This window comes from Herbidospora sakaeratensis (assembly GCF_001570525.1).
Classification (GTDB): Bacteria; Actinomycetota; Actinomycetes; order Streptosporangiales; family Streptosporangiaceae; genus Herbidospora; species Herbidospora sakaeratensis.
In genome coordinates this window covers 382,841-408,631 of the sequence record NZ_BBXC01000007.1, presented here as the reverse complement: position 1 = coordinate 408,631, position 25,791 = coordinate 382,841, and the positions used below count along the sequence as shown (strand labels likewise).

Here is a 25,791-nt window from a genome sequence, read left to right as displayed (position 1 = left end):
TGGAGTCGTACGGTGCACATCCGACTTTTCGCCGCCGCGACCGCGGCGCTCGCCCTTGTCGTCACCGGCTGCGGCGGCGGCACGTCCGCCGAAGGTGGCGCGACCTGCCCCAACGGCCGCATCCGCTTCGGCGTCGAACCCTACGAGGACCCGGCCAAGCTCACCCCCGCCTACCAGGTGCTGGCCAAGGCCGTCGAGCGGGAGCTCGACTGCCCGGTCGAGCTGAAGATCGTCGAGGACTACTCGGCGGAGGTGCTGGCCATGCGCAACGGCCAGCTGGAGATGGCCCAGTTCGGGCCCCTCGGATACGTCTTCGCCCACCAGCAGGCCGACGCCGTCGCGGTGGCCTCGTTCGCCGACGCGAAGGGGGCGCTGACCACGTACACGGCGGGGATCTGGGTGCCCGCCGGCTCGCCTATCCAGACGATCACCGACCTCAGGGGGAAGTCGCTGGCCCTGTCCAGCGTCGGGTCCACGAGCGGTGACGCGCTCCCCCGCTACGCGCTGCGCGAGGCGGGCCTCGCCGACGCCGACGTGAAGATCGACTACGCCGGCGGCCACCCCGAGGCGCTGCTCGCGCTGACCAACGGCAAGGTCGAGGCCGCCGAGATCAACAGCCAGCAGCTGGCCACCTCGACCGGCGAGGGCGTGTTCGACGCGTCGAAGTTCCGCCGGATCTGGACCTCCGCCCCGATCCCGAACGACCCGATCACCGTCCACGGCAAGCTCGACCCGGCCTTCCGGGACGCCGTCGCCGCGGCGCTGCTCAAGCTCACCCCCGAGGACGTCGCCAAGGTCGGCGAGTTCCTCGACGTCACCCCGCCCGGCCCCCTCGCCGCAGTCACCGAGGACACCTACAAGCCGCTGTTCGACCTGGCCACCGCGCTCGGGCTGACCGAGAAGGACGTCTGATGCTGGAGGTCGCCGGCCTGCGTAAGTCGTACGCGGGCCGGGTCGTCCTCGACGACTTCGACCTGGTCGTGCGGCCGGGCGAACTGGTGGCCCTCCTGGGCGCGAACGGCTGCGGCAAGTCGACCGCGCTGCGCTGCGTGGCCGGGCTGGAGACCCCCGACGGCGGCCGGGTCGTCATGGACGGCCGTCCGGCGATGGTCTTCCAGCAGATCCACCTGGTGAAACGGCGCAGCGCGCTCGACAACGTCTGCGCCGGGGCGCTCGGGCGGCTGCCGCTGCGGCACTCGCTGGCGCCCGTGTTGTTCCCGCGCGACCTGCGCGAGGAGGCGATGACCTGCCTCGACCGGGTGGGGCTGGCCTCCCGCGCCGGGGAACCGGCCGGGAGGTTGTCGGGCGGCCAGCAGCAGCGGGTGGCCATCGCGCGGGCGTTGTGCCAGCGCGCCCGGGTGGTGCTGGCCGACGAACCGGTGTCGGCGCTCGACCCCTCCGCCGCCGACCAGGTGGTCGCGCTGCTCGCCGACCTCGCCCACGCCCAGCACCTCGCGGTGGGCGCGGTGCTGCACCAGCCCGCGCTGGCGCGGCGGTATGCCGACCGGGTGGTCGGCATGGTGAGCGGGCGCGCGGTCGTCGACGCCCCGCCCGCCGACATCGCCGATCTCGACGTCCTGTACGCCACGGGCACGCCATGAGCACCCCTCGACCCGCCCCGCCCCGGCGGAAGGGACCCTCCGCCCTCGCCACCGTGATCACGGTGGTGGTCGTCGGCGTCCACGTGCTCGCCTGGCAGGCGACCGAGTTCTCCCCCGCCACCCTGGTCCAGGGCTGGCGGGGCATGGCCGACTTCTTCGCCCAGGCCCTCCCGCCCGACCTGTCGGGCGAGGTGCTCGGGCCGAGCGTCGCGGCCGCGCTCGTCACGCTCTGCATCGGCCTGCTCGGCACCACGCTCTCGATCCCGTTCGCGCTGGTGCTGGCGCTGCTGGCGGCCCGGGCGACCACCCCGGGCGTGTGGGCCTACCAGGCGGCGCGCTCGTTGTTGTCGTTCCTGCGGGCGGTCCCCGACGTGGTGTTCGCGCTGGTCTTCGTCACCGCCGTCGGCCTCGGGCCGTTCGCCGGCGTGCTGGCGCTGATCTTCCACAACACCGGGGTCATGGGCAAGTTGTGGGCCGAGGCGATGGAGGAGATCGACCTCGGGCCGCGCGACGCGCTCACGGTCGCGGGGGCGTCGAAGATCCAGTCGGCGGCGCACGCCGTGCTCCCCTCGGTCGTGCCGCAGTTCCTCGGGCTGCTGCTCTACCGGTTCGACGTGAACGTCCGGTCGTCGCTGGTCCTGGGGCTGGTGGGGGCGGGCGGGATCGGGTTCCTGATCAACCAGTCGATCAGGTTGTTCCGGTTCGACGAGATGGTGACGCACATCCTCGTCGTGCTGGTGCTGGTGATCGCGGTCGACCAGTCGTCGGCGTACATTCGGCGGCGAATCGCCACCTGAGCCGCACTACGCTCATCTCGTGCAAGGTACCCGGCTGAACGCCGCCGACGGCCTGGTGGCCGGGGCGGTCGGGCTGTTCGCCGTCATCGAGGAGCTGACGGGCGGCACCAACCTGGCCGAGCGGTCGGTCCCGTCGGTGTGGGTGGCCTGGGGGATCGTCACCGCGGTCCTGGTGCTGTTCCGCCGGGCCGCCCCCATCGCGACGACCGCGGTCTACACGGTCGTGTCGTGCGCGGTCTTCGTGTTCACCCTGGAGGACGCCGCCGCCTGGCAGTGGCTGACCGAGCTGCTCTTCCTGTTCACCGTGCTCAGCCAGACCCGGCTGCGCAGCGCGCGGGCCCTGTTCGGGGTGGCGGCCACGACCGTCTTCGTCGCCACCATGGGCCTGACGTACGGCGGGGCCGGGTTCGCCGACTACGCCATCGCGGCGGGCATGGCGGCCATCGCGGGCGGGGCGGGCGCGGGCGTGCGCCGCTACCAGGTGATGGCGCGCCGGGCCGACGAGCGCACCGACGCCGTGGTGGCGCGCAGCGAGCAGCTGGTGCGGGAGGCCGTCGCCGAGGAGCAGGCCCGGCTGGCCCGCGAGCTGCACGACATCGTCGCCAGCAGCGTCAGCATGATGGTCATGCAGGCGGGCGGCCTGCGCCGGCGGTTGCCCGCCGACCTGGGACGGGAGCGCGAGGCGCTGACCCAGATCGAGGCGACCGGCCGGGGCGCGGTCGAGGAGCTGCAGCGCATGCTCCACCTGCTGCGCGGCCCCGCCACCGACAGCCGTCTCCCGCAGCCGGGCCTGGCCCGCGTCGGCGAGCTGGTCGACCAGTCGCGCACGGCCGGGCTCGACGTGCGCGTCGAGGTGACCGGCGACCCCCGGCCGCTGCCGGCGGGCCTCGACCTGTCGGCCTACCGGATCGTCCAGGAGGCGCTGACCAACACGCTCAAGCACGCCGGGCCCACCCGGGTGGCGGTCACGATCGACCACGGGCCGGGCGAGCTGCGCGTCGACGTCACCGACGACGGGCCCCGCGACGGCTTCCGGCCCGCGCCGCACACTCAGGGCGGCCACGGCCTGATCGGCATGCGCGAACGGGCCGCGCTCTTCCACGGCTCCCTCGCCGCCGGGCCGATGGACGGCGGCTTCGCGGTGCGCGCGGTGTTGCCGCTGAAATGAACCGGCCCGGGCGGCAAGTGATCCGTCCGGGCCGGCGTCGATCGCGGTCAGGCGCTCTGGCGGAGGGCCGTCTCGGGGAACAGGTCGTCGAAGACGGCCGCGCGGTCGAACTGCATGGCCCAGTCGCGGGCCCGCAGTTCCAGCTCACGGCGTTCGGTGCCGTTCATGTCGAGCACCACCCGGTCGATCGCGGCCGCGATGCCGGTGACGTCGCCCTGGTCGACGATGATGGCGGCGTCGCCGACCGCCTCCAGGGTGCCGCCGGTGTCGGTGGTGATGATCGGGCCGCCGCCGGCCAGCATCTTCTCGGCCAGGGCGATGCCGAACGTCTCGACGAAGTCGGGTTCGGGTTTGGTCGGCAGCACGTAGGCCGCGCTGCCCCGCATGAGCAGGGGCTTCTCGTTGTCGTCGACGTCGGTGAGGACGACGACGTGTTCGTCGGCCGCCGCGATCGCCTGGACCTGGGCGAGCGCGGTGCCCGTGCCGGCGACCACGAGTTTGACCTTCTCGCGGCTGCGGGCCTGCCGGTAGGCGGCCAGCAGGTCGAAGATGCCCTTCGCCGGGGTGACCCGGGACAGGAACAGCAGATAGCCGTCGCGTTCGAGGCCGCGGTGGGCGAGGGCGGCGTCGACCAGCGCCGGGTCGGGGTCGAGGAACGCCGAGGAGTCGATCGGCGGGTAGCTGACCGTCACCCGGCGGCGGCACTGTTCGGCGAACGTGGTGCCGACGTGGGCGTCGACCTGCCCGGCCGCGTCGATGATCTCGTCGCGGGTGTAGTCGGAGACGGCCACGACCTCGTCGTTGGCCAGGAACGTGGTGAACAGCGCCGTCGCGGCCCCGAAGTGGTTGTCGCGCAGGCAGTTGCGGATCACGTTGGTGACGTCGGAGCCGACGGCCTTCACGATGGTCCGGACGTTGGGGTTGAAGCCCGCCGCCCGGGCCGCGTTGACGGCGTCGAGCACGACGTTGGCGTGCGGCACGATGTACATCGACAGGCAGGTCGTCGGCACCGGCTCGGCCAGCAGTTCGACCAGACGCCCGGTCAGGCCGGCCAGGTGGCGGCCGTCGGGCACGCGGTAGTCGCCGACGGGTTCGGGACGTTCGACGGTGATGCCGGGGCTGTACGGCAGCAGCCGGTCGAGCGGCTTCAACGGCAGCCCGGCGGCCTGGAGGGCCGGGATGGGCCAGGTCAGCAGCCTGACGTCGTCGTAACCACGGGTCAGCGCCACTTCGGCGAGGTTGCGGGCCTCGCCGGAATGGCCGCAGATGACCGGGTCGGCCCTGACCACGATCACAAGGCGGCGACGGGGGTGGGTCATCGAGTCTCCTCCGATAGCGCAGGGGAATCGGACAGGGACGGCGGGCGGACACCCCGCCCCCATCCCGATGGCTCGGGGCCGAGTCGCAGGTGCAGTCTGCCGCCCCGATGGACGGTCGCGGCAGTCAGGTGGGCCGCATCCAGTGGACGGCCGTTGAGGGTGGCCGACTGGACGTATTGGACCGGGGGCTCATGCTCGGCGCCGTCGGAGCTGATCGGCGCCTCTTTGAGGCCGCTGGTCTCGATGACGAACTCGCCTTCTCTTACCCGCAGCGCGGCCCGTTCGAACGCGGGCGCGTTGATCAGGAAGAGGTTCTGCCCGGCCACCGGGAACAACCCGAGCGAGGCCCAGATGTACCAGGAGCTCAGGCCGCCGGAGTCGTCGTTGCCGGGCAGGCCGCCGGGGCCGGTGCCGAACTGCCACGTGAGCGCGGAGTGGACCACCTCGGCGGTGCGGTCGGGACGGCCCGCGTAGTGGTAGGCCCAGGGGGCCTCCATGTCGGGCTCGTTGTTGAGGCCCTCGAACCGGTTGAGGGCGTAGCCGGCGGCCATCTCGACCGGCTGCGGACGCCGCCCGGCCTGCTTGACCGGGGCCGCGCCGTAGCCGAAGAACCGGTCGAGCTTGCCGATGAAGCCGGCGTCGCCGCCCGCCAGCGCGATGCGGGCGGCCATGTCGTGGAGCAGCCGGAACGAGTAGTTCCACTTGCCGCCCTCGTAGAACTCCGAGTCGCGCAGCAGGCCGGTGCCGGGGTCGAAGGCGTTGACCCAGCCGTGGGCGCGGCGGGCCAGGTCGTCGGCGAGCTTGGTGTCGTTGAGCGCGCGGGCCAGCTGGGCGGTCAGGTGGTGGCCGTAGGCCAGGTCGAGGGTGTGGGTGATCGGGTGGACGACGCCGTGCTCGAAGAAGTCCTCGCCGTACATGCGGCGCAGGTCGTCGGCCATGTGGACGAGCGCCCAGCTCCACTCGATGCCGTCGAGGTCGAGGGCGTGGGCGTCGGCGAGCGCGGTGTGGGCCAGCGCGCTGCCCTGCCGGAAGAACCGGTCGGCGCCGCGGGCCATGCGGTAGCCGATCGGGAAGTTGCCCTCTTCCTCGCAGACCCGGATCAGCGATTCGAGCAGGCCGGAGGCGCGGTCGGGCGCGATGGCCATCAGCAGCGGCAGCTGGGTCTTGTAGATGTCCCACATCGTGCAGACGTCGAAGGCGTAGGGCCCGTTGCTCGGCCAGAACGGGCTCTCGTCGTCGACGATGCACGGCTTGATCAGCGAGTGGTAGAGCGCGGTGGAGTAGACCGTCTGGCGGGCCGGGGTGCCGCCGTCGACCTTGACCCGGCCGAGGTGGTCGCCCCAGCGGGCGCGGGTGCGCAGCTTGACGATGTCGAACGAGGGCTGGCCGAGGCCGGTCTCGCGCTCCAGGTTGCGCTTGGCCTGGTCGCAGCCGCGCAGCGAGAAGCCCATGCGGACCTCGATCGTCTGCCCGGCGCGCGTGGGGCCCATGTAGAGCATGCCGAAGGGGCGCAGCGTGGTGTGCCGGATGCTGTCGAAGTCGAGCCGGGTGCCGCCGTCGATGAGACGGCGGTCGTACCAGAGCATCTGCCGCCAGCCGGGGGCGTCGACGTCGACGTACACCGACAGCGGCACGCCCTCCATGACGACGGTGCCCTGCACCTGGCCGTGGCCGATGTTCTCCACCTGCGCCCGCAGCGGGACGGTGCGGCCGAGGTCGATGGCGAGCCCGCCGCACGACAGGTCGACGACCACGCGGGCGCTGCTGTGCCGCGGGAAGGTGTAGCGGTGCACGGCCACCTTCTGGCCGACCGTGACCTCGCACCGGATGCCGGTGTCGAGGGTGGCGGCGTAGTAGCCGGGCGAGGCCTCCTCGTCGGACAACGACCACGACTGGCCGAGGTCGTCGAGGGGCTGCACCATCGGGGTGACCCGCACGTAGTTGTAGTACTTGCGGATCGCGCCGGTGCCCGACTGCTGGAAGTGGGTGAACCCGCTGGCCTGGAGACGGTCGAACATCTCCTCGGGCACGCCTTCGGTGTTCTTGGCGTAACGACCGTAACCGGTCGGGTAGGCACCGGAGTAGGCACAGGCCGAGACCATGCCGAGGGGTGAGGTGGCCCCGGGGTGGGTGTTGCCCACCTGCGGTTTCGGCCACCACCACGTGGCGGCCAGGCCGCCTGCCGGGGGCAGGTCGGTGGCCGCGGTGCCGATGAAGGGATCAACGTTGTCGAGAATGGGGAGACCCTATCCGGCCCCGGACCGGACTTAGGTTTCGGTGAGGTGAAATCCTTTGTTCACCTGCGCAAAAAATGCCTGTGACCTGGGGGGTCACAGATCGCGGCGGCGCAGCAGCAGGGCGGCCAGGCCGAGCACCAGGGCGGTCCAGGCGATCGTCCAGGCCAGGTAGGCCCACGTGAGCGGGGCGTCGCTGAGGAAGGGGAAGCCTCCCTTGACCGCCGGGCCGCCGAACCCCAGCAGCGCGGCGGGGTCCTGGAAGGCGTACATCGCGCCGCGCCACAGGCCGTCGGTCGGGAGCAGGACCTGGGAGACCGTGCCCACGGCCGCGACGCTGTCGTTGCCGAGGCCGCGGCCCACTCCCCCGACGACGCCCGCGATCCAGGTCGCGCCGAACAGGCCGACGGCGACCACGCCCGAGGCCATCGGCGAGATCAGCGTGGAGAACAGCAGGCCCAGGGTGAGCAGGACGGCCGTCTGGAAGGCGAGCAGCGCCAGGCCGGTGACCGGGTCGGAGGGCCAGTAGCCGGTGGTGGCGTACACGATCACGAACTGGGCCAGCCCGGCCAGGGCGACGAAGCCGCCGCCGAAGGCGACCAGGCCGAGCCACTTGCCGGCCAGGACGGTCGAGCGGCGGATCGGGCGGGCCAGGATCGCCAGGGCGGCGCCCGACTCCATCTCGCCGGCGACGGTCGGGCCGGCCAGGAAGGCGGTGCCGAGCGCGGCGATCAGGCTGAGGCCGAACATGACCAGGTTGAGCAGCTGCGAGGCGATCAGCCGCAGTTCGCCGCTGGTCAGCAGGGCGCCGTCGAACTCCCGGGTGACGAGGGTGTGGAAGCCCCACGCCGACAGGGCCAGCAGCACGACCGTGAGCACGGCCAGCGCCCGCAGCACCTTGCGGCGCGCGGCCTCGCGGAGGGTGAGGGCCGCGAAGGTGAGGACGATCATCGTTCACTTCCCAGGATGTCGAGGAGCCGGTCTTCCAGGCTGACGCGGCCCGGTTCGACCGAGTGCACGCGCACGCCGAGTTCGACGAGGTCGGCGACCAGGTCGGGGACCACGTCGGCCTCCAGTTCGGCGACGGTGAACAGGTCGCCGTCGCGGCTCAGCGGCCCGGCCGAGCGCAGGCGCTCCTCGGCCTCGGAGGTGACCTTCTCCAGCCGGAGCCGCACCTCGCGGCCCCCGAGCAGCTCGGCGAGGGTGCCGGAGGCGGCGACCCGGCCCCGGTCGAGGATGACGACGCGGTCGCAGACCCGTTCGACCTCGCCGATCAGGTGGGAGTTGAGCAGCACGGCGACGCCGCGCTCCTTCAGCGACAGCAGGATGTCGCGCACGTCGGCCCGGCCGACCGGGTCGAGCGCGCTGGTCGGCTCGTCGAGCACGACGAACTCGGGGCGGGCGACGAGCGCGACGGCCAGGCCGAGGCGCTGCTGCATGCCCTTGGAGAACCCGCCCACGCGGTCGCCCGCCCGGTCGGCGAGGCCGACCAGGCCGAGGGTGTCGTGGCGTTCCTTCTCCGGCACGCCGGCCCCGGCGAGCCGGACGTGCAGGTCGAGCACCTCCCTGGCGGTGAGCCAGGGCTGGTAGCGGAAGAGTTCGGGCAGGTAGCCGACCTTGGCGCGGGCCCGGGGGTCGGTGACCGGGCGGCCGAGGAGCATGACCTCGCCCGCGTCGGGGCGCACCAGCCCGAGCATCATCTTGATGACGGTCGTCTTGCCGGCGCCGTTGGGGCCGAGCAGGCCGAGCACCTCGCCCCGGGCGACCGCGAACGAGACGCCGTCGACGGCGGTCCGCTTCCGGTAGCGTTTGCGCAGGCCGGAGGTCCAGACGGCGTTGGTCATCGCAGCCCCCGGGCGACGGTCAGGACCTCGTCGGCGGTGAGCGACCCGGCGACCGCGTTGATCACGCCGTCGGCCACCCAGAGCACCGCGGTCATGGAGCCGCTCTTCACGAGCGTGGCGGGGCGTCCACCGACGTCGGTGATGGACGTCTGCTTCTCCTCGACCGCCGAGAACAGCGGCAGCGTGCCGTCGCCGGAGAAGCCGCGCAGCTGGGCCGCGACGTCGGCGGGGATGAAGGTCAGCGACGTCAGGTAGTCGCGGACGGTGGTGAAGGGCACGCCCGCCGAGTAGACCGACGGCGCGGTGATCCGGGCGACGGCCAGGGCGGGGATCTCGTGGTCGGAGGCCCACACCGCCGCCAGGCCCGGACCGGCCGACAGGAGGAACCGGCTGCCGTCGAGCCCCGGCGGCACCGGCGGGGCGGTCGTCCCCGCCTTCGCGGCGGTGCGCGCGGTCGTGTCCGCGGAGAAGGTGAAGCTGCCGCCGGCCTTGCCGACGACGTAGTAGGCGGGCGCGCCGCTCACCCCGCGCGGCAGTTCGGCGACCGCCGGAAGGGTCAGGCCGGCGGCCTCCTGGGCCTCGGTGAGGCCCTTCGCGGCGCGGAACGAGATCTCGTCGGTGATGACGAGGTCGCCGAACTCGCCGAGCTCGGGGATCTTGGCCAGTTCGGCCTGCGGCGCGGTCACCGGGGCGACCCGTTCGGCCTGGAAGATCTGCAGCCAGTCGGCGGCGGCCGCCGCCCCCGCGCCGGTCACCAGCACGGCCGCGCCGGCGATGGCGACGACGGGGCTGCGCAGCCGGGAGCGCCAGCGGCTCAGCACGGTCGCCCTCGCGGCCGGCGGCCGGGTGGAGAAGCGGGTCCACGCCTGGTCGACGTCCACCTCGGCGTCGGGGCGCAAGAGGGTGGCGGCGAAGGCGGCGTCGTCACGGGCCACGGTGAGTCCTTCCTGGCAGGCGGGGCAGTGGGCGATGTGGTCGCGGTCGGCGTCGGCGACCCCGTCCGGCTCGTCGAGGAGCCGGCGCAGCGTGCCGTCAGTCGGATGGCGCATGACGGTTCAACTCCTTGCGCAGAGCGGACTCGGCCCGTCGCACGATCGTGCCGACGCTGCCGGGCGAGAGGTCGAGGGCGGCGGCGACCTCGGCGTAGCTGAGGCCGCTGTGCCGCAGGACCAGGGCGACCGCCTGGCGGCGCGGCAGCCGGGCGAGGGCCTCGCGCACGCGGCGGCGTTCGTCGCGGGTGACGACGGCGTCGGCGATGTCGGGGGCGACGGTCTCGCCGGTGGCGTTCTCCTCCCGGGCGGTCCTCCTGCGGCCCGACCGGAGATGGTTCAGGGCGGTGTGCGCGGCGGCGACCGACAACCAGCCGGTCGCCTCCCCCGCGGGCACCGTGGAGCGGCCGAACGCGAGGAAGACCTCCTGGGCGACGTCCTCCGCCTCGTCCCGCGACCCGAGCACACGGGCGGCCACCGCGACGACGCGCGGATAGACGGCCCGGAACACCTGCTCCAGGTCGGCCCGGACCGGCGGATCGGACCCCACGGCGACGCCCCTCCCGACCAGCACGTTCTCCTGTACGACGTTCACATTGGTAGAGCACCGCCGGAAGCTCACTTGTGACACGCCACAACCGGCTCCCTGGCCACCTCCAAGAACGTCTCCACCGCCCCACAAGTCGCCTGGGCGAGAGTTCCCGTCGAAGCCAACGAGGAACGGGAGAACCGCCATGTTGAAGAAGACCCTGGCCGCGGCCGTCGCCGCGGCGACCCTGGCCTCCGCCGCCCCGGCCGCCGCGGAGACGTACACCATCAGGGTGCTGGGAGGGCACATCGGCAAGGTGAAGGAGTCGAACAGCACCTTCTTCTGCCCCGAGCACCAGATGCTGGTCGGCCGGGCGCACACCGGCGACGAGAACGGCACCACGACCTACTACTGCGGGCAGATCTACGTCAACGACGTCCGGGTGGAGGTGCTCCCGGAGCGCTACTGGGTGCGGGTGGACGAGCCGCGCAGCGTGTACACCGTGCCCGACGGCTACGCGCTGACCGGCCGCTACCACTACGGCGACGAGAAGGGCTACACGGTCTACTACGCGCAGATGATGCGCTGGCAGGGCAAGAGCCTGCGGATCGTCGGCCGCCACTGGACGGCCGACCTGAAGGAGAGCAAGCACACCTCGCTCTCCCCCACGGGCGAGATCATGACGGGCCGCTCCCACTACGGCGACGAGAACGGCCGCACCAACTACGAGTACGCCGCCGTCGCCGTGGACGGCTGAGCCCGCGACCCACCAAGGGGTCACGGGCTCATGGGGGAACCGGTCAGAAGGTCTCGCAGCGGCCCTCGACGTTGACGTTCGCGCCGCGGAGCGGGCGGGCCACGTCGGTGCCCTCGCCGCAGTCGAACGTGTCGGCGTCGTTGCCGCCCTGGATCCGGTCGTCGCCGCCGCCCGAGCTCACCGCGTTGGCGCCGTTGCCGGCGTCGATGCGGTCGTTCCCGTCGGCGGTGGTGACTGTGTCGGCGCCGCCCTGGCCGACGACGCAGTCGTCGCCGCCGTTGCCGGTGATGACGTCGTCGGCCGAGCGGCCGATGATCAGGTCGTTCGCGCCGGTGCCGGAGACCGACGTCGCGCCGGCGGTGGCCACGATGACGTTGCGGACCACGATGTCGCCGCAGGTCCCGGCCGGGACGCCGGCCGCCGTCAGGGTGACGTCACCGGTGTGGCCGATGCCGACGATCCCGGCGACGGTGCCGTTGCCCGGGACCTCGGTCAGGGTGGCCGAGCCGCCCGCGCCGGCGGTCAGCGTGACAGGGGTGCCGTTGACGGTCACCTTCACCGCGGCCTGCCCGCTCAGGGCGGTGACCGTGTAGGTCTTGCCGCCGCCGGTGATCCGGTAGGCGCCCTCGGTCAGGGCGACGGTGCCGAAAACGCCGTTGAGCTGGACCCGCGCCGGCTGGTCGCCCGCGCCGACGGCGACCAGGACGCCGGCCGGCGCGGTGGTGTCCGAGACGGTCACGGTACGGCCCTCACGGGCGAGGACGCGGCCCGAGGTGACGCCGTCGGAGAAGGTCTCGTTGGCGGGGTCGTCCTTCTTGGGGTCGATCGCGTCGTCGATGCCGTCGTCGTCGGCGTCGAGGTCGAGCGCGGTGCAGTCGATCGTGCCGGTGCGCAGCGCGTGGCCGCCGGTGTTGCTGTCGTCGGTCCAGAAGACCGGCTTGCGGCCGGCGACGCACTCGGCCTGGGCGGCCGGGGCGAAGCCCTCGTTGTTGAGGTTGGGCATGCCCGCCGGGCGGTCGTACACGACCGTGGCGGCGAGCTTGCCGGCGGCGTTCACGTCGAACAGGGCGGCGCGGCCCTGGCAGGTGTCGTCGCAGACGACCCAGAGCTTCTTGAGTTCGGGGTCGTAGGCGAGCTCCATGACGCCGGGGAAGCCGCTGGCGACGGTGGCGACGCGGGTGAACGCCCCGCCGTTCTGGTCGAGGGCGTAGGCGTGCACGCCGCCGGTGCCCTCGACGCCGACGAGGAACAGGCCGTCGCCGTGGTTCGGGTAGTCGGAGGGCTTGTAGGCCGCGCCGGTGCGCTCGTCGGCGAAGCCCTTCGCGGTGAGGTAGGAGTCGGGCACCCAGGCGATGGCCTCCAGGCCCGCGTTCGCGCCGACCACCGGGAGGTCGGCCGTGAGGACCCACTCCCTGGCGGCCGACAGCGTGCCGTCGGCCCCGGTCGGGTCGAAGCGCAGGACGGCCGGGCGGCTGACGCCGCTGACGCCGTTGTCTCGCTCGGTCGAGACGAACACGCCGCCCGCGACGCCGGCCGAGGTCAGCGTGACGCCCTCGGCGTCGGGGTCGCCCAGGCCGGTCGGGAACTTCAGGGTGTGGGTCTCGGCGGGCGTCCAGGCGGCGCCGTTCCTCTCCAGGCGGTAGAGGGTGCCGGGGCCGTTCTTGACCGCCCACAACGAGCCGGGGCCGGCGTCGCCGGAGGGCTGGTGGTAGAGGCCGCTCATGTTGCCGCCGAGCAGGCCGGCGGGGTCGGCCGTGGCGACGTCGGCGCCGCCGGGCCACGGGGTGCCGGTCGGCGTCGTGGTGCCGCAGGCGTTCGCGGCGCCCTTGGTCGGGGCGGTGGTGTCGGCGAACGCGCCGGAACCGTCGGGGCAGCGGCCGTAGGTGACGGCGGCGTGCGCCGGCCAGGTGTGGGAGTCGAGGAGGGTCAGGCCGTCGGCCGAGTAGAGGCGCGCGGAGTCGGCGGCGCCCAGGCCGTAGGAGAGCTCGACGTCCACGGGCAGGAAGCCGCCGGGGGCGATCGTGCTGCCGGCCGGGATCGGGTGGATGTGGGTGTCGTCGTTGTCCTTGACGAGCCAGCCCGACACGTCGACCGGGGTCGCGCCGGTGTTGGTCAGCTCGACCCAGTCGCCGGGGGCGCCGCCGTTCGACTCGATCTCGTTGATCTTGACCGTGGCGGCCGGGGAGCCGCAGGTGTTGGCCGCGCCCTTGGTCGGGGCCGTGCTGTCGGTGAACGCGCCGGTGCCGTTGGGGCAGCGGGCGTAGGTCACCGCGGCGTGCGCCGTCCAGGTGTGGGAGTCGGCGAGCGTGAGGCCGTCGGCCAGGAAGACGCGGACCGAGTCGGCGCCGCCGAGGCCGTACGCGACCTCGGTGTCCAGCGCGAGGAAGGCGCCCGGGGCGATGACGGTGCCGGCCGGGACGGTGAACACGTGCGTGTCGTCGTTGTCCTTGACGAGCCAGCCGCCGATGTTCACCGGGATCGGGCCGACGTTGACGAGCTCGACCCAGTCGCCCGGGGTGCCGCCGTTCGACTCGATCTCGTTGATCTTCACGAACGCCGAGGGGGTGCCGCAGTCGTTGGGCGCACCCTTGGTCGGGGCGACCGTGGCGGCGAACTCCCCGGCGCCGTCGGGGCAGCGGCCCCAGGTGATCGGCGCGTGCGCGGCCCAGGTGTAGGTGTCGACCAGGGTGACGCCGTCGGCCAGGAACACCCGTACGGAGTCGCCGCCGCCGAGGCCGTAGGCGGCCTCGGTGTCGATCGCCAGGAAGGCGCCCGGGGCGACGGTGGTGCCGGCCGGAACGGTGAGGACGTGCGTGTCGTCGTTGTCCTTGATCTGCCAGCCGCCGATGTCGACCGGGGTTGCGCCGGTGTTGGTCAGCTCGACCCAGTCACCGGGGACGCCGCCGTTCGACTCGACCTCGTTCACCTTGATCGAGGGAACCGGGTCGGCCGCCCAGGCCTGTGTCACGAGAAGCGGGACGGCGGTCAGGATCGGTAATGCCAATGCGACTGTCCGCCGCCAATTCATGCTCAACTTCGTGCCCTTTTCACCACAGCGAACAACGTTCCAGCGAGCCTGGTGGACGTGCCTGACCGGAAGGCGAAATCAGGGCGAACAGTGAACCCTTTTCCTGGCGTTCACAGGCAAGTCAGTGGCCTTGTCGTGGAAAGCGGCGATTGTCATGCTGGGCCGGTGATGTTCCGGCTGCTCGGGCCCGTCGAAGTGGGGGCCGGAGAGGCGGCCGCGCGGATCGGCGGCGCCAAACCGCAGACCCTGCTGGCCGCGCTGCTGCTCGAGAACGGCCACGTCGTGCCGATGACCCGGCTCATCGACATCCTCTGGCCGGACGACCCGCCGGAGACGGCGAAGGCCGCGATCCAGACGTACGTGAAGAGCCTGCGGCAGGCCCTCGGTAAGGCCGGGCTGCCCGAGGTGATCGTCACCCGCGCGCCCGGCTACCTGGCGGACCTGCCGCCCGGCTCGCTCGACGTCGACCGGTTCCGCCGGTTGCTGACCGAGGCGCGGCAGGTCACCACCCCCGAGGAGACCTCCGACCTGCTCGGCGCGGCACTGGCGCTCTGGCGGGGACCGGCCCTGGCCGGGCTGGGCGACTCGGCGCTGGCCGGGGAGGCGGCCCGGCTGGAGCAGCTGCGGTTGTCGGCGACCGAGGACCGCGTCGCCGCCGACCTGGCGCTCGGCCGCCACGGTCAGCTCGTCGCCGAACTGGCCGCGCTGGTGGACGCCCATCCGGCCAACGAGCGGCTGCGCGGGCAGTACATGACCGCCCTCTACCGGCTGGGCCGCCAGTCCGACGCGCTGGCGGTGTTCCGCGAGGGCCGCGCGCTGCTGGCCGAGGAGCTCGGCGTCGACCCGGGGCCGGAGCTGACCGCGATCAACCACGCGATCCTGCGCGGCGACGCCGCGCTGCTCGGGCCGCCGTCGGGCGAGGCGCGCCGGGTCGCCGTCCCGGCGCAGCTGCCGCCGGCCGCCGCCGACTTCACCGGCCGCGACCGGCAGAGCGCCGCGCTGGGGGCGGCGCTGAAGTCGGGCGGCGGGATCGTGCAGATCGTCGCGGGCCGGGCCGGGAGCGGCAAGTCGGCGCTGGCGCTGCACGTCGCCCACCAGGTCGCCGACGCCTTCCCCGACGGCCGCCTGTACGCCGAGCTGCGCGGGATGACGGCCGCGCCCGCCGACCCGGGCGAGGTGCTCGGCCGGTTCCTCAAGGCGCTCGGGGTGACGCCGGACGCCCTGCCCGAGTCGACCGGCGAGCGCGCCGACCTCTACCGCACGCTGCTGGCCGGCCGCCGGACGCTGGTCGTGCTCGACGACGCCGGGACCGAGCAGCAGGTCCGGCCGCTGCTGCCGGGCGGCGCGGCGGCGGTGCTGATCACCTCGCGCAACCGGCTGGGCGGGCTCTCGGGCGTCCGGCGCACCGACCTCGACGTGCTCGAACCGGACGAGGCCAGGGAGCTGATGGCGCGGATCGTGGGCGCCGAGCGGGTCGCCGCCGAGGAGGAGGTGGCCCGGGAGATCGTCGAGTTGTGCGGGCGGCTGCCGCTGGCGATCAGGATCGCCGGGGCCCGGCTGGCGACGCGGCAGCGCTGGCCGCTGCGGGTGCTCGCCGACCGGCTGGCCGACGAGCGGCGGCGGCTCGACGAGCTGGCCATCGCCGACCTGGAGGTGCGGGCCGGGTTCGAGGTCAGCTACCGGGGGCTCGACCCGGCGGCCGGGCGGGCGCTGCGGCGGCTGGGCTTCCTCGGCGTGCCGGAGTTCTCGCCCTGGATCGTGGCCTGGTTGTGCGACGTCGACGGGACGGTCGCCGAGGACGTCGTCGAGCGGCTGGTCGACGCGCAGGTGGTGGACTTCGGCCGGGTCGACGACCTGGGCACGCTCCGCTACCGCATGCACGACCTGGTCCGCATCCACGGCCGCGAACGCGCCGAGGCCGAGGAGCCCCACGAGGAGCTGCTGGCGGCCGTCGGGCGGGTGCTCGGCGGCTGGCTGGCCGTGGCCGACGAGGTGGCGGTCGACGCGCCGTCGGACGAGGCCGGCCACCGCGACCGGCCGGAGGACCCGGCGCCCGCTCCCCCGGAGCTCGTCGCCGGCGTGCTGAAGGCGCCGCACGACTGGTTCGAGATCGAGCAGCCCGCGCTGGTCGTCGGCATGGAGCGGGCCGCCGCGCTGGGCCTGCACGCGCTCGTCGGCCGGTTCGCGTCCTTACGGCTCGGCCTGTCGTTCCTGGGCGCGACCCGGTTCGAGTCGCGGGAGCGCATCAACCAGGCGGGGCTGACGGCGGCCCGCGCGGCCGGGCACCGGCCCGCCGAGGCGGGCATGCTGGCCGAGCTGGGCCACCTGCGCTACGAGCAGGACCGGTTCCCGGAGGCGCGGCGGCTGCTCGGCGAGGCGCTCGGCGCCTTCCACGACCTCGGCGACGCCCGCGGCCAGGCCCGGGTGCTGGCCGGGCTGGGCGTGACCTGCCGCGAGGCCGGCCGCCTGACCGACGCGCTCTACTTCCTCGACCAGGCCGCCACGCTGTTCGCCGGCCTCGGGGAGGAGGTCGGCCATTCCTATGTACGCCGCCTCGCCGGCTCCGTCCGGCTGGAACTCGGCGACTACGACGCCGCCTGGCCGGAGCTGACCGAGAGCCTGGCCGGTTACCGGCGCGCCGGCAGCCTCCGGGGCGAGGGCGTCACCCTCCGCACGATCAGCCTGTTCCACCGCGCCACCGGCGACCTGGAGGCGGCGCTCGACCCGGCCGAACGGGCGGCGGCCGTCTTCGGGCGGCTGGGCGACCGGCTCATGGAGGCGTACTGCGTGCGGACCCGGGCCAAGGCCGAGATGCGCATGGGCCGCACCCGGGAGGCGCTGGCCCCGCTGGAGCGGGCGCTGGCGACCTCCCAGACGATGCGCGACCGCTGGGGGCTCGGCGTCACGCTGCGCACCCTGGGCGAACTCCACCTGGCCGACGGCGACCTGGCCGACGCCGACGTGTGCCTGACCGCCGCCGCGGAGGTCTGGCAGGGCATGGAGGCCCCGCTCTGGCAGGCCCGCACCGACCGCGACCTGGCCCTGCTGCACGAGGCGCGGGGCGAGACGGGGCTGGCCGAGGAGGTCCGCGCGCGGGCGCTGACGGTCTTCCACGAACACGGCTCCCGCGAGTACGGGGAGCTCACCGGCCGCTGAAAACGGCCCGCCGCGGATTTTCACCGCCGTTTCAGCGGCCCGTCGGAACCTTTCGGTGCGAGCGAGAAACACCCCCACCGAAAGGGACACGACCATGAAGATCACCCGCCTGATCAGCGCCGGCCTGATGATCGCCACCTCGTTCAGCCTGGCCACCGCGGTGACCACGACCCCGGCGAACGCCTCGACAGCCGGCGGCCAGATCACCCGCTCGGAGGTCCTGGCCCGAGCGCAGAACTGGGTCAACCGCGAGATCCAGTACAACCTGACCCGCGACCCCGGCACGCTCAAGACCGACGTGGAAGGTGACAACAAGTACGGCCCCGACTGCTCCGGCCTGGTCTCCATGGCGTGGCACATCACCGCGAACTCCGGGAAGGGGGGCAACAGCACCCGCGACTTCGCGGCGTGGGATGGGGTGGAGGACCTCGACAGCCTCCACGATCTGAAGCCGGGTGACGCGATCCTCAGCAGCACCCACATCGAGCTGTTCGTGCGCTGGAAGGACACGTCCGACCACACGAAGGGCGCCTGGACCTACTCGCTGAACGGAACGAATTCCAGTGGGGACGCGCAAGGCTGGGAACAGGACTGGGCCAAGGGCCCGACCCCGAACTCCCGCGGCAAGGTGGGTGACGAGTCGTGGTCCAGCATGCAGGGCTATCAGCCGATCCGCTACAAGAACATCGTCGACGACGTCGCCGCCACCCCGAGGCCCAAGTTCGGCGACTTCGACGGCGACGGCAAGACCGACCGCGCCCTGTGGAACCCGGGCAACGGCGCGTGGTTCGTCGAGTTCAGCCGTGACGGCAGCCGCAACGAGACCGAGCCCTGGGGCCAGAACAGCGACATCCCGGTCTCCGGCGACTACAACGGCGACGGCGAGGCCGACCGCATGCTCTTCCGCCCGTCCAACGGCGCCTGGTATGTGACCTACTCCGGCACCGGCCAGCGGGCGCAGTTGCCCGCGTGGGGCCAGAACGGCGACGTGCCGGTCCCGGGCGACTACGACGGCGACGGCAAGGGCGACCGGGCGTTGTGGCGGCCGTCCACGGGAGCCTGGTACGTCGAGTTCAGCCGCACCGGCAGCCACAACGAGACCGAACCGTGGGGCCAGGCCGGCGACGTCCCCGTCCCGGGCGACTACAACGGCGACGGCGAGGCCGACCGCATGCTCTTCCGTCCCTCGACGGGCGCCTGGTACGTCACCTACTCCGGCACCGGCCAGCGCGTCCAGCTCGGCAACTGGGGCGTCAGCGGCCACGTCCCGGTGCCCGGCGACTACGACGGCGACGGCAGGTCCGACCGCACCCTGTGGAACCCGGCCAACGGCGCGTGGTTCGTCGAGTTCAGCCGCGACGGAGTGAAGAACGAGACCGAACCGTGGGGCCAGAACGGCGACGTCCCCGTCCCCGGTGACTACAACGGCGACGGCCAGGCCGACCGCGTGCTCTTCCGCCCCTCCACCGGCGCCTGGTACGCCGCCTACTCCACCACCGGCCAGCGCGTGCAGCTCTCCAACTGGGGAGTCAACGGCCACATCCCCGTCAGCTGACCCCTTCCCCCTGAGGCCCCGGCCGGCGTAATCCGGCCGGGGTCTCCGACCCATGCGGAGCAACGCCATGCGCGCCATCGCCCTGATCACCGCGGTCGTCACCGCCCTGACCCTCACCTCCTCCCCCGCCCAGGCCGCCGCCCCCTCCGGCTACCCGGTGACCGGCATCGACGTCTCCCACTGGCAGGGGAACGTCAACTGGCCGAACGTCGCCTCCGCCGGGGCGAGGTTCGCGTACATGAAAGCGACCGAAGGCACCTACTACCTCGACGACACCTTCGCCGCCAACTACGCGGGCGCGAAGGCGAACGGCCTCTACGCCGGGGCCTACCACTTCGCCCGCCCCGACCAGAGCGGGGGCCGGGCCCAGGCCGACTACTTCCTCGACCGCGCCCGGTACGTCGCCGACGGCCGCACCCTCCCGCCGATGCTCGACATCGAGTGGCCGTGGAACGGCTCCGGCAGCCCGTCCCCCTGCTACGGCCTGTCGCCGGCGCAGATGGTCACCTGGATCGGCGACTTCGTCGACCGGGTCAGGGAACGCACCGGCCGCCCGACGATGATCTACACGAACACGAACTGGTGGAACCCCTGCACCGGCGGCACCACCCGGTTCGGCGGGAACCCGCTGTTCATCGCGAACTACGGCAGCGCGCCCACCCCGTTACCCTCGGGCTGGTCGAAGTGGACGTTGTGGCAGTACGCCGACGCGGGCTCGCTGCCCGGCGACCAGAACGTCTTCAACGGCAGCCTTTCTCAGCTCGCCGCCCTCGCCGCGAGCGGCCCCCGCTTCCGCCACCCGGGCGACTTCGACGGCGACGGCAAATCCGACCGGGCGTTGTGGAACCCGGCCAACGGCGCGTGGTTCGTCGAGTTCAGCCGCGACGGCGTGAAGAACGAGACCGAACCGTGGGGCCAGAACGGCGACGTCCCGGTGTCGGGCGACTACAACGGCGACGGGCAGGCCGACCGCGTGCTGTTCCGCCCCTCGACGGGCGCCTGGTACGCCACCTACAGCACGACCGGCCAGCGGGCGCAACTGCCCGCCTGGGGTCAGAACGGCGACGTGCCCGTCCCGGGCGACTACGACGGCGACGGCAAGGCCGACCGCACGTTGTGGCGGCCGTCCACCGGCGTCTGGTACGTCGAATTCAGCCGCACCGGCAACCACAACGAGACCGAACCCTGGGGCCAGAACGGCGACATCCCCGTGCCGGGCGACTACAACGGCGATGGCGAAGCCGACCGCATGTTGTTCCGCCCCTCCACCGGCGCCTGGTACGTCACCTACTCCGGCACCGGCCAGCGGGTGCAGCTCGGCAACTGGGGCGTCAACGGGCACGTGCCCGTGCCGGGCGACTACGACGGCGACGGCACATCCGACCGGGCGTTGTGGAACCCGGCCAACGGCGCGTGGTTCGTCGAGTTCAGCCGCGACGGCGTGAAGAACGAGACCGAACCGTGGGGCCAGAACGGCGACGTCCCCGTCCCGGGCGACTACAACGGCGACGGGCAGGCCGACCGCGTCCTGTGGCGGCCGTCCACCGGCGCCTGGTACGCCGCCTACTCCACCACCGGCCAGCGCGTGCAGCTCTCCAACTGGGGAGTCAACGGCCACATCCCCGTCTCCTGAGGAGCGACGACATGATCTATCTGTCCGACCCCGTCATCGGCCGCATCCCCGTCGAGGAGAACGGCGACGAGCTGCTCGACCTGGGGACCGTGCCCGCGTTGTGCGTCGACCCGCGCATGGCCGCGGCCAACCCGTCGCACGCGTGGCTGCGGCGCGGCGTCGTCGACCGGCTGGTGGTCGCGCAGTCGCTGCTCCCGCCCGGCCTGCGTTTCCTCGTGGTGGAGGGCTTCCGGCCGGTGGACCTGCAGACGACCTACTTCACCGAGCACGTCGACCGGCTGAGAGACGCCCACCCGGGCCGCGACGACGACTGGTACCACCACCGGGCGGCCCGCTACATCTCCCCGCCGGAGGTCGCCCCGCACGTCGCGGGCGCGGCCGTCGACCTGACCCTGCGCGACGCCGACGGGGCCGAACTGTGGCTCGGCACGGAGGTGAACGACACCGACACCGAGGCGTGCCACACCGCCGACACCACGATCGCGCCGGAGGCGGCGGCCCGCCGCCGGGTGCTCGGCGCGGCGCTCACCGAGGCGGGCCTGGTCAACTATCCGACGGAGTGGTGGCACTGGTCGTACGGCGACCGCTACTGGGCCCACGTCACCGGGGCGGGCACCGCCCGCTACGGACCGGCCCGCAGGTGAAAAAGGGCGACGGCCCGGCGGCACGGAGCCGCCGGGCCGTCGCCGGGTTGAGCGCGGTCTACCAGAAGCGGTACTCCGGCGCGGGCCACTCGGGCTCGGCGGGGGCGACCCACGGAGCGGCGCGGCGGGCGCGGACGTCGGCCTCGGAGATGGTCTCACCGGGGGCCAGGACGAGCGGGATGCGGACGCGGCTGCGCTGCAGGTCGACGGTGACCTTCGTGCCGGTGGCCGGCTCGCCGCTGTAGGTCGAGTCGGTGCCGGCGAGGACGAGCCCGATGCGGTGCCCGGCCTTGAAGGTGTAGTCCTGCGGCAGGGTCAGCCACTTGACCTCGCCGTACGAGCCCACGGGGAGCGGGTTCGAGGCGCTGATCGAGTCGCGGTTCTGCACGTCGATCCAGCCGCGGCCGACGATCTCCAGGGCGGCGGTCGTCATGTTGGTCTCGACGTCGAAGTAGCAGCCGTCGTCGGCGGCGGTCGACTCGCCGTAGCAGCTCTGCGTGGTCAGGTTGCGGATGCCCTGGTTGCTGCGCCAGTTGATGCGGTTGTCGGTGCCGAAGTCGACGAGGAGCGCGGTCAGGTTGCTGGTCGGCTTGTCGAGCTTCACCTGGAGGCTGATCTCGGGCGTGCCGGACATCCGGATGTCCTTGGACAACTCGCTGGTGGTGAAGGCGACGCGGCCCGCGGCGGGGGTGGTGATGTTGGCGACCATGGCGTTCTCCGACTGACGGACGTCGGTGAAGGTCGCGGTCTCGCCGTTCTGCGCCTGGACCAGGCCGAGGGTGCCGTCGGCGGCCGGGCGGAACAGGTGGTTCTGGGCGGCGGGCTCGGGCCAGTCGCGCAGGGTGATCCAGTCGGTCCGGCCGGTCTGCACGTCGGCGCGCGGCTGCTTCATGACGTCGTTGCTCACGCCGACGAGCCAGTAGTCGAACCAGGCGTGCAGGGTGTCGACCCAGCGGTCGCGCTGGCCCTCGAAGTCGAACGGGTCGACGTGCTGGGTCTGGCCGACCCAGATCTTGCGCGGCACGCCGTTCTTGGCCAGCGCGTCCCACCAGACGGAGAAGTTGTCCGGCTTGACGTTCAGGTCGTTGACGGTGTGCACGACGAACACCGACGCCTTGACCTTGGAGACGTCGGCGAGGGTGCCGGCGATGTAGTCGCGCTCGGCCCAGTAGGCGTTGTAGTTGCCGGTGTCGTCGCCGTCGTTGGCGTCGGCGTAGGCACGCACCGCGGCGCACTTGGCGTCGGGGTCGGTGTCGACGACGTTGCCCAGGTACGACTGGTAGTTGAAGTTGTAGATCACGCCGTTCATGCGCTGGTACTTGTACCAGGAGCTGATCGCCGAGATCGGGACGATGGTCTCCAGGCCCTCGACGCCGGTCGCGGCGACGCCGTTGGCCAGGGTGCCGTCGTACGACTTGCCGATCATGCCGGCCTTGCCGGTGCTCCAGTCGGCGACGGCCGGGGTGACGCCGTCGAGCTTCGTGGCGGTGGCGCGGCCGTTGAGCCAGTCGATGACGGCCTTGCCGCCCAGGATGTCGGCCTTGCCGCCGACGTCGGGGCAGCCGGTCGACTTGGTGGTGCCGATCATGTCGACGGCGAGGAAGGCGTAGCCGCGCGGCACGAAGTAGTTGTCGTACCAGAGCGGGAACTTCACGATGTTCCCGTTCGCGTCGTAGACCTTGCGCTCGGCCTCGTTGCCGCGGCCGGAGTTGTCGTAGTAGGGGCTCTCGTCGATGATCGAGGCGACCTTGAGACCGGGGCCCGACTCCTTGGGGCGGATGATGTCGACCCGCACGCGGTCGAGCACTCCGTCGGAGTCGCTGTCGACGGTCGACTCGACGAGGACCGACTCGCGGATCGCGTCGGCGTAGGAGAAGACGGGCTGGGTGCGCCCGTTCTCCACGGAAATGGCGGGGGCGGCACTCGCCTGGACGGGCGTGGCGATGGCCACGACCAGTCCGACGGCGACGAGGGCGGCTCGCAACGGTGGCACGAAGAGCCTCCAGAGACAGGGGAATTACCCCAAATCTCTTTGAAAACCCTCATAACCGACAAGATCAGGTTACGGCTTTGACACCACCTCGTACTGGATGTGTGACATGGCACTCAGGCTCCCCAGCCGGCCTGCCGCCCCCCGATCCGGTCGGCCGCGATGCGCTCGCCGTAGCCAGAGGCGGCGTAGGCGGCCATGGGGTCGGGGGCCAGGCCCTCCTCCTCGCGGAGGGCGGCCAGCAGCGGGCGCACGTCGGTGTTGTACGCGTCCATGAACACCCCGCTGGCCCCGAGCACGTCACCCGCGCGCTGCGCCCGCGCCAGCGCGTCGCGGTCGACGAGCAGCGCCTTGGCCGCCGCCTCCTGGACGTTCATCACCGACCTGATCTGGCCCGGGATCTTCGGCTCGATGTTGTGGCACTGGTCGAGCATGAACGCCACGCCGCCGTCGAGACCGCCGCCGCGCACCACCTCGTACATGATCCGGAAGAGCTGGAACGGGTCGGCCGCGCCGGCCATCAGGTCGTCGTCGGCGTAGAAGCGGGAGTTGAGGTCGAACCCGCCCAGCTTCCCCTCCCGCAGCAGGAACGCCACGATGAACTCGATGTTGACGCCGGGCGCGTGGTGGCCGGTGTCGACGACCACCTTCGCCTTCGGCCCGAGCCGCAGGCAGTGGGCGTAGGCGGTGCCCCAGTCGGGCACGTCGGTGGCGTAGAAGGCCGGTTCGAACAGCTTGTACTCCAGCACCAGCCGCTGGTGGTCGCCGAGCCGGGCGTAGACGGCGTCGAGGGCCTCGGCCAGCCGGTCCTGCCGGGCCCGGATGTCGTCCTGCCCCGGGTAGTTGGTGCCGTCGGAGAACCAGAGTTTCAGCACCTCCGAGCCGGTGGCGTCCATGACGTCGACGCACTCCAGCAGGTGGCCGAGCGCCTTGCGGCGGATCGCCGGGTCGGGGTTGGTGACGCTGCCGAGCATGTAGTCGTCGTCCTGGAAGACGTTGCTGTTGATCGCCCCGATCGCCACCCCGCCGGCGCGGGCGTGTTCGGCCAGGTCGCGGTAGTCGGCCACCCGGTCCCACGGGATGTGCAGGGCGACGGTCGGCGCGGCGCCGGTGAAGCGGTGGACCTGGGCGGCGTCGGCGATCTTCTCGTAGGGGTCGCGGGGCACCCCCTCGCGCGTGAAGACCTTGAACCGGGTGCCCGAGTTCCCGTAGGCCCAGGAAGGCGTCTCGATGCGCAGCGCCCGCAACCCGGCCGTCACCCCAGCCGTCACCACTGTCGACCACCTCACCGCAAAAACGTTTCAATCCGCCTGACGCTAAAGCAGCCGTCAGAGGTCGTCAACGTCGCGGATGGGGGCTTGTCACGTTTTAAGCGGCGCGGGCATGCCGTCGGCGAACAGCTGGGCGTCGATCTGGTCGAGCGCGAGCCGCAGCGCCCCGAGCGCCACGCTGTCGGCGCCCAGGCTCGACGCCCGGACCTCCGGCACCCGCAGGACGAGCCGCTCCAGTTCGTCGACCAGCGGGTCGATGATCAGGTCGGCCGACCGCGAGTAGCCGCCGCCGAGCACCACGACCTGCGGGTCGAGCGTCAGCACCAGCGCCGCCGCGCCGACCGCGAGGTCTTTCGCGTAGCGCCGCAGCGCGGTCCGGGCCTCGCGGTCGCCCTCGCGGGCGCGTTCGAAGACCCACGCCGCCCGGTCGTCGGGATGGACGTCGGCGGGCATGCCGGGATAGTTCTCCAGCCGGGCGGGGGCCGACAACCAGCGGAGCGCCTTGAGCGCGCCGATCTCACCGGCGGCGCCCCCGTAGCCCCGCCGCAGGGTGCCGTCGATGATGAGGCCGGCGCCGATGCGCATGCCCGCCAGCAGGTAGACGATGTCGTCGGCGTCCTGGGCGGCGCCCTGCCAGCGTTCGGCCACGGCGGCCAGCTTGCAGTCGTTCTCGACCGAGATCGGGCAGCCGAACCGGGCCGCGAGGTGGTCGGCCGGGGAGACGCTCGACCAGCCGGGCAGCGGCGTGAACAGGGAGGTCCGGCCCGAGGCGTCGACCGGGCCGGTCACCCCCACCGTGATGGCCCAGATCCGGTCGGGTTCGAGCCCGGCCTCGGTCAGGCAGCCGTCGAGGGCGGCGTCGAGGGCCGCGAGCCGCTCGGCCGGTCCGGCGCCGGGGTCGACCGGCAGGCGGCGGCTGAGCAGCACCTCCCCTTCGAGGTTCGACAGCAGCACCAGTATCTTGTGCGCCCCGATGTCGACCCCGAAGACGTGACCGGCGCCGGCGTTGAAGCGGTAGCGGCGGGCCGGGCGGCCGACGGTGCTGCCGTCGGGCTCGACGACCTGCACCCACCCGTCGGTCACCAGGCCGCGCACGACGACGTCGGTGCCCGGCCGCGACAGGCCGGTGCGGCCGGCCAGTTCGGTGACGGTGGCGGGCGGCTGGCCCCGCATCGCCCGGACGATGCTCAGCGAGTTGAGCTCGCGGAGCCTGCTGACGTCGGCTCCGGCCGGGTCCACCACCATTGCCCCCTAATTATGCTTTGAGAAAGCGTAA

19 protein-coding genes are annotated in these 25,791 nt (G+C 72.5%); 9 read left to right on the top strand and 10 right to left on the bottom strand.

Features of this window, described 5'->3' with window-relative positions; translation table 11 throughout:
* Nucleotides 1-12 precede the first annotated feature (12 nt).
* From AW271_RS01720 to AW271_RS01705, 4 genes are read left to right on the top strand one after another with little or no spacing between them, the layout of a single operon-like run.
* The gene (locus AW271_RS01720; RefSeq protein WP_062330640.1) at nucleotides 13-912 is read left to right on the top strand and encodes a phosphate/phosphite/phosphonate ABC transporter substrate-binding protein; all 900 of its coding nucleotides are present in this window, start codon (nucleotides 13-15) and stop codon (nucleotides 910-912) included.
* Complete coding sequence (locus AW271_RS01715; RefSeq protein WP_062330638.1) at nucleotides 912-1,601, top strand: phosphonate ABC transporter ATP-binding protein; 690 nt, start codon at nucleotides 912-914, stop codon at nucleotides 1,599-1,601. The genes AW271_RS01720 and AW271_RS01715 overlap by 1 nt, the downstream gene beginning before the upstream one ends.
* Nucleotides 1,598-2,398 carry a phosphonate ABC transporter, permease protein PhnE gene (gene phnE / locus AW271_RS01710; protein ID WP_062330635.1) on the top strand — a complete coding sequence of 267 codons (801 nt, stop codon included), beginning with the start codon at nucleotides 1,598-1,600 and terminating at the stop codon, nucleotides 2,396-2,398. Before AW271_RS01715 ends, phnE begins: the two co-directional genes overlap by 4 nt.
* A 19-nt stretch (nucleotides 2,399-2,417) precedes the next feature.
* Nucleotides 2,418-3,566, top strand: a complete 1,149-nt coding sequence (locus AW271_RS01705; protein ID WP_062330632.1) for a sensor histidine kinase — start codon at nucleotides 2,418-2,420, stop codon at nucleotides 3,564-3,566.
* Nucleotides 3,567-3,613: 47 nt separating this feature from the next.
* On the opposite strand, the gene AW271_RS01700 is transcribed toward AW271_RS01705, so the two are convergent.
* The 6 genes from AW271_RS01700 to AW271_RS01675 all read right to left on the bottom strand — a co-directional run bounded on the left by AW271_RS01700 (nucleotide 3,614) and on the right by AW271_RS01675 (nucleotide 10,547).
* Nucleotides 3,614-4,885: a glycosyltransferase gene (locus tag AW271_RS01700; RefSeq protein WP_062330629.1), complete on the bottom strand. Its 1,272-nt coding sequence runs from the start codon at nucleotides 4,883-4,885 to the stop codon at nucleotides 3,614-3,616.
* The gene (locus AW271_RS01695) at nucleotides 4,882-7,098 is read right to left on the bottom strand and encodes a glycoside hydrolase domain-containing protein (RefSeq protein WP_275935751.1); all 2,217 of its coding nucleotides are present in this window, start codon (nucleotides 7,096-7,098) and stop codon (nucleotides 4,882-4,884) included. The genes AW271_RS01700 and AW271_RS01695 overlap by 4 nt, the downstream gene beginning before the upstream one ends.
* Before the next feature lie 117 nt (nucleotides 7,099-7,215).
* Complete coding sequence (locus tag AW271_RS01690; protein ID WP_062330624.1) at nucleotides 7,216-8,070, bottom strand: ABC transporter permease; 855 nt, start codon at nucleotides 8,068-8,070, stop codon at nucleotides 7,216-7,218.
* The gene (locus AW271_RS01685) at nucleotides 8,067-8,963 is read right to left on the bottom strand and encodes an ABC transporter ATP-binding protein (RefSeq protein ID WP_062330620.1); all 897 of its coding nucleotides are present in this window, start codon (nucleotides 8,961-8,963) and stop codon (nucleotides 8,067-8,069) included. The genes AW271_RS01690 and AW271_RS01685 overlap by 4 nt, the downstream gene beginning before the upstream one ends.
* Entirely contained in the window at nucleotides 8,960-10,012 is a 1,053-nt protein-coding gene (locus AW271_RS01680; RefSeq protein WP_062330617.1) for a hypothetical protein, read from the bottom strand. Before AW271_RS01680 ends, AW271_RS01685 begins: the two co-directional genes overlap by 4 nt.
* The gene (locus AW271_RS01675; RefSeq protein WP_081898486.1) at nucleotides 9,996-10,547 is read right to left on the bottom strand and encodes a sigma-70 family RNA polymerase sigma factor; all 552 of its coding nucleotides are present in this window, start codon (nucleotides 10,545-10,547) and stop codon (nucleotides 9,996-9,998) included. The genes AW271_RS01680 and AW271_RS01675 overlap by 17 nt, the downstream gene beginning before the upstream one ends.
* A 139-nt stretch (nucleotides 10,548-10,686) precedes the next feature.
* On the opposite strand from AW271_RS01675, the gene AW271_RS01670 reads away from it, so the two are divergent.
* On the top strand, nucleotides 10,687-11,238 hold the full coding sequence (locus AW271_RS01670) for a hypothetical protein (RefSeq protein WP_062330615.1): 552 nt from the start codon (nucleotides 10,687-10,689) through the stop codon (nucleotides 11,236-11,238).
* 43 nt (nucleotides 11,239-11,281) lie between these two features.
* Here AW271_RS01670 and AW271_RS37940 read toward each other — a convergent pair whose 3' ends face one another.
* Entirely contained in the window at nucleotides 11,282-14,242 is a 2,961-nt protein-coding gene (locus AW271_RS37940; protein WP_063817824.1) for a lamin tail domain-containing protein, read from the bottom strand.
* Between the two features lie 192 nt (nucleotides 14,243-14,434).
* Here AW271_RS37940 and AW271_RS01660 point away from each other — a divergent pair, with 192 nt between their 5' ends.
* From AW271_RS01660 to AW271_RS01645, 4 genes are all read left to right on the top strand, one after another.
* On the top strand, nucleotides 14,435-17,422 hold the full coding sequence (locus AW271_RS01660) for an AfsR/SARP family transcriptional regulator (RefSeq protein ID WP_062330614.1): 2,988 nt from the start codon (nucleotides 14,435-14,437) through the stop codon (nucleotides 17,420-17,422).
* A gap of 94 nt (nucleotides 17,423-17,516) precedes the next feature.
* A complete protein-coding gene (locus AW271_RS01655; RefSeq protein ID WP_062330613.1) occupies nucleotides 17,517-18,977 on the top strand; it encodes an FG-GAP repeat domain-containing protein in 1,461 nt (486 codons plus the stop codon).
* A 67-nt stretch (nucleotides 18,978-19,044) separates the two neighbouring features.
* The gene (locus tag AW271_RS39335; RefSeq protein WP_063817822.1) at nucleotides 19,045-20,610 is read left to right on the top strand and encodes a GH25 family lysozyme; all 1,566 of its coding nucleotides are present in this window, start codon (nucleotides 19,045-19,047) and stop codon (nucleotides 20,608-20,610) included.
* Between the two features lie 11 nt (nucleotides 20,611-20,621).
* Complete coding sequence (locus tag AW271_RS01645; RefSeq protein ID WP_062330612.1) at nucleotides 20,622-21,254, top strand: M15 family metallopeptidase; 633 nt, start codon at nucleotides 20,622-20,624, stop codon at nucleotides 21,252-21,254.
* A gap of 58 nt (nucleotides 21,255-21,312) precedes the next feature.
* Here the strand turns inward: AW271_RS01645 and AW271_RS01640 are convergent, their stop codons facing one another.
* From AW271_RS01640 to AW271_RS01630, 3 genes are all read right to left on the bottom strand, one after another.
* On the bottom strand, nucleotides 21,313-23,247 hold the full coding sequence (locus AW271_RS01640) for a Xaa-Pro dipeptidyl-peptidase (protein WP_083975941.1): 1,935 nt from the start codon (nucleotides 23,245-23,247) through the stop codon (nucleotides 21,313-21,315).
* Nucleotides 23,248-23,360: 113 nt separating this feature from the next.
* Complete coding sequence (rhaI, locus tag AW271_RS01635) at nucleotides 23,361-24,518, bottom strand: L-rhamnose isomerase (protein WP_062330611.1); 1,158 nt, start codon at nucleotides 24,516-24,518, stop codon at nucleotides 23,361-23,363.
* A gap of 87 nt (nucleotides 24,519-24,605) precedes the next feature.
* A complete protein-coding gene (locus AW271_RS01630; protein WP_062330610.1) occupies nucleotides 24,606-25,760 on the bottom strand; it encodes an ROK family transcriptional regulator in 1,155 nt (384 codons plus the stop codon).
* Nucleotides 25,761-25,791: the final 31 nt, after the last annotated feature.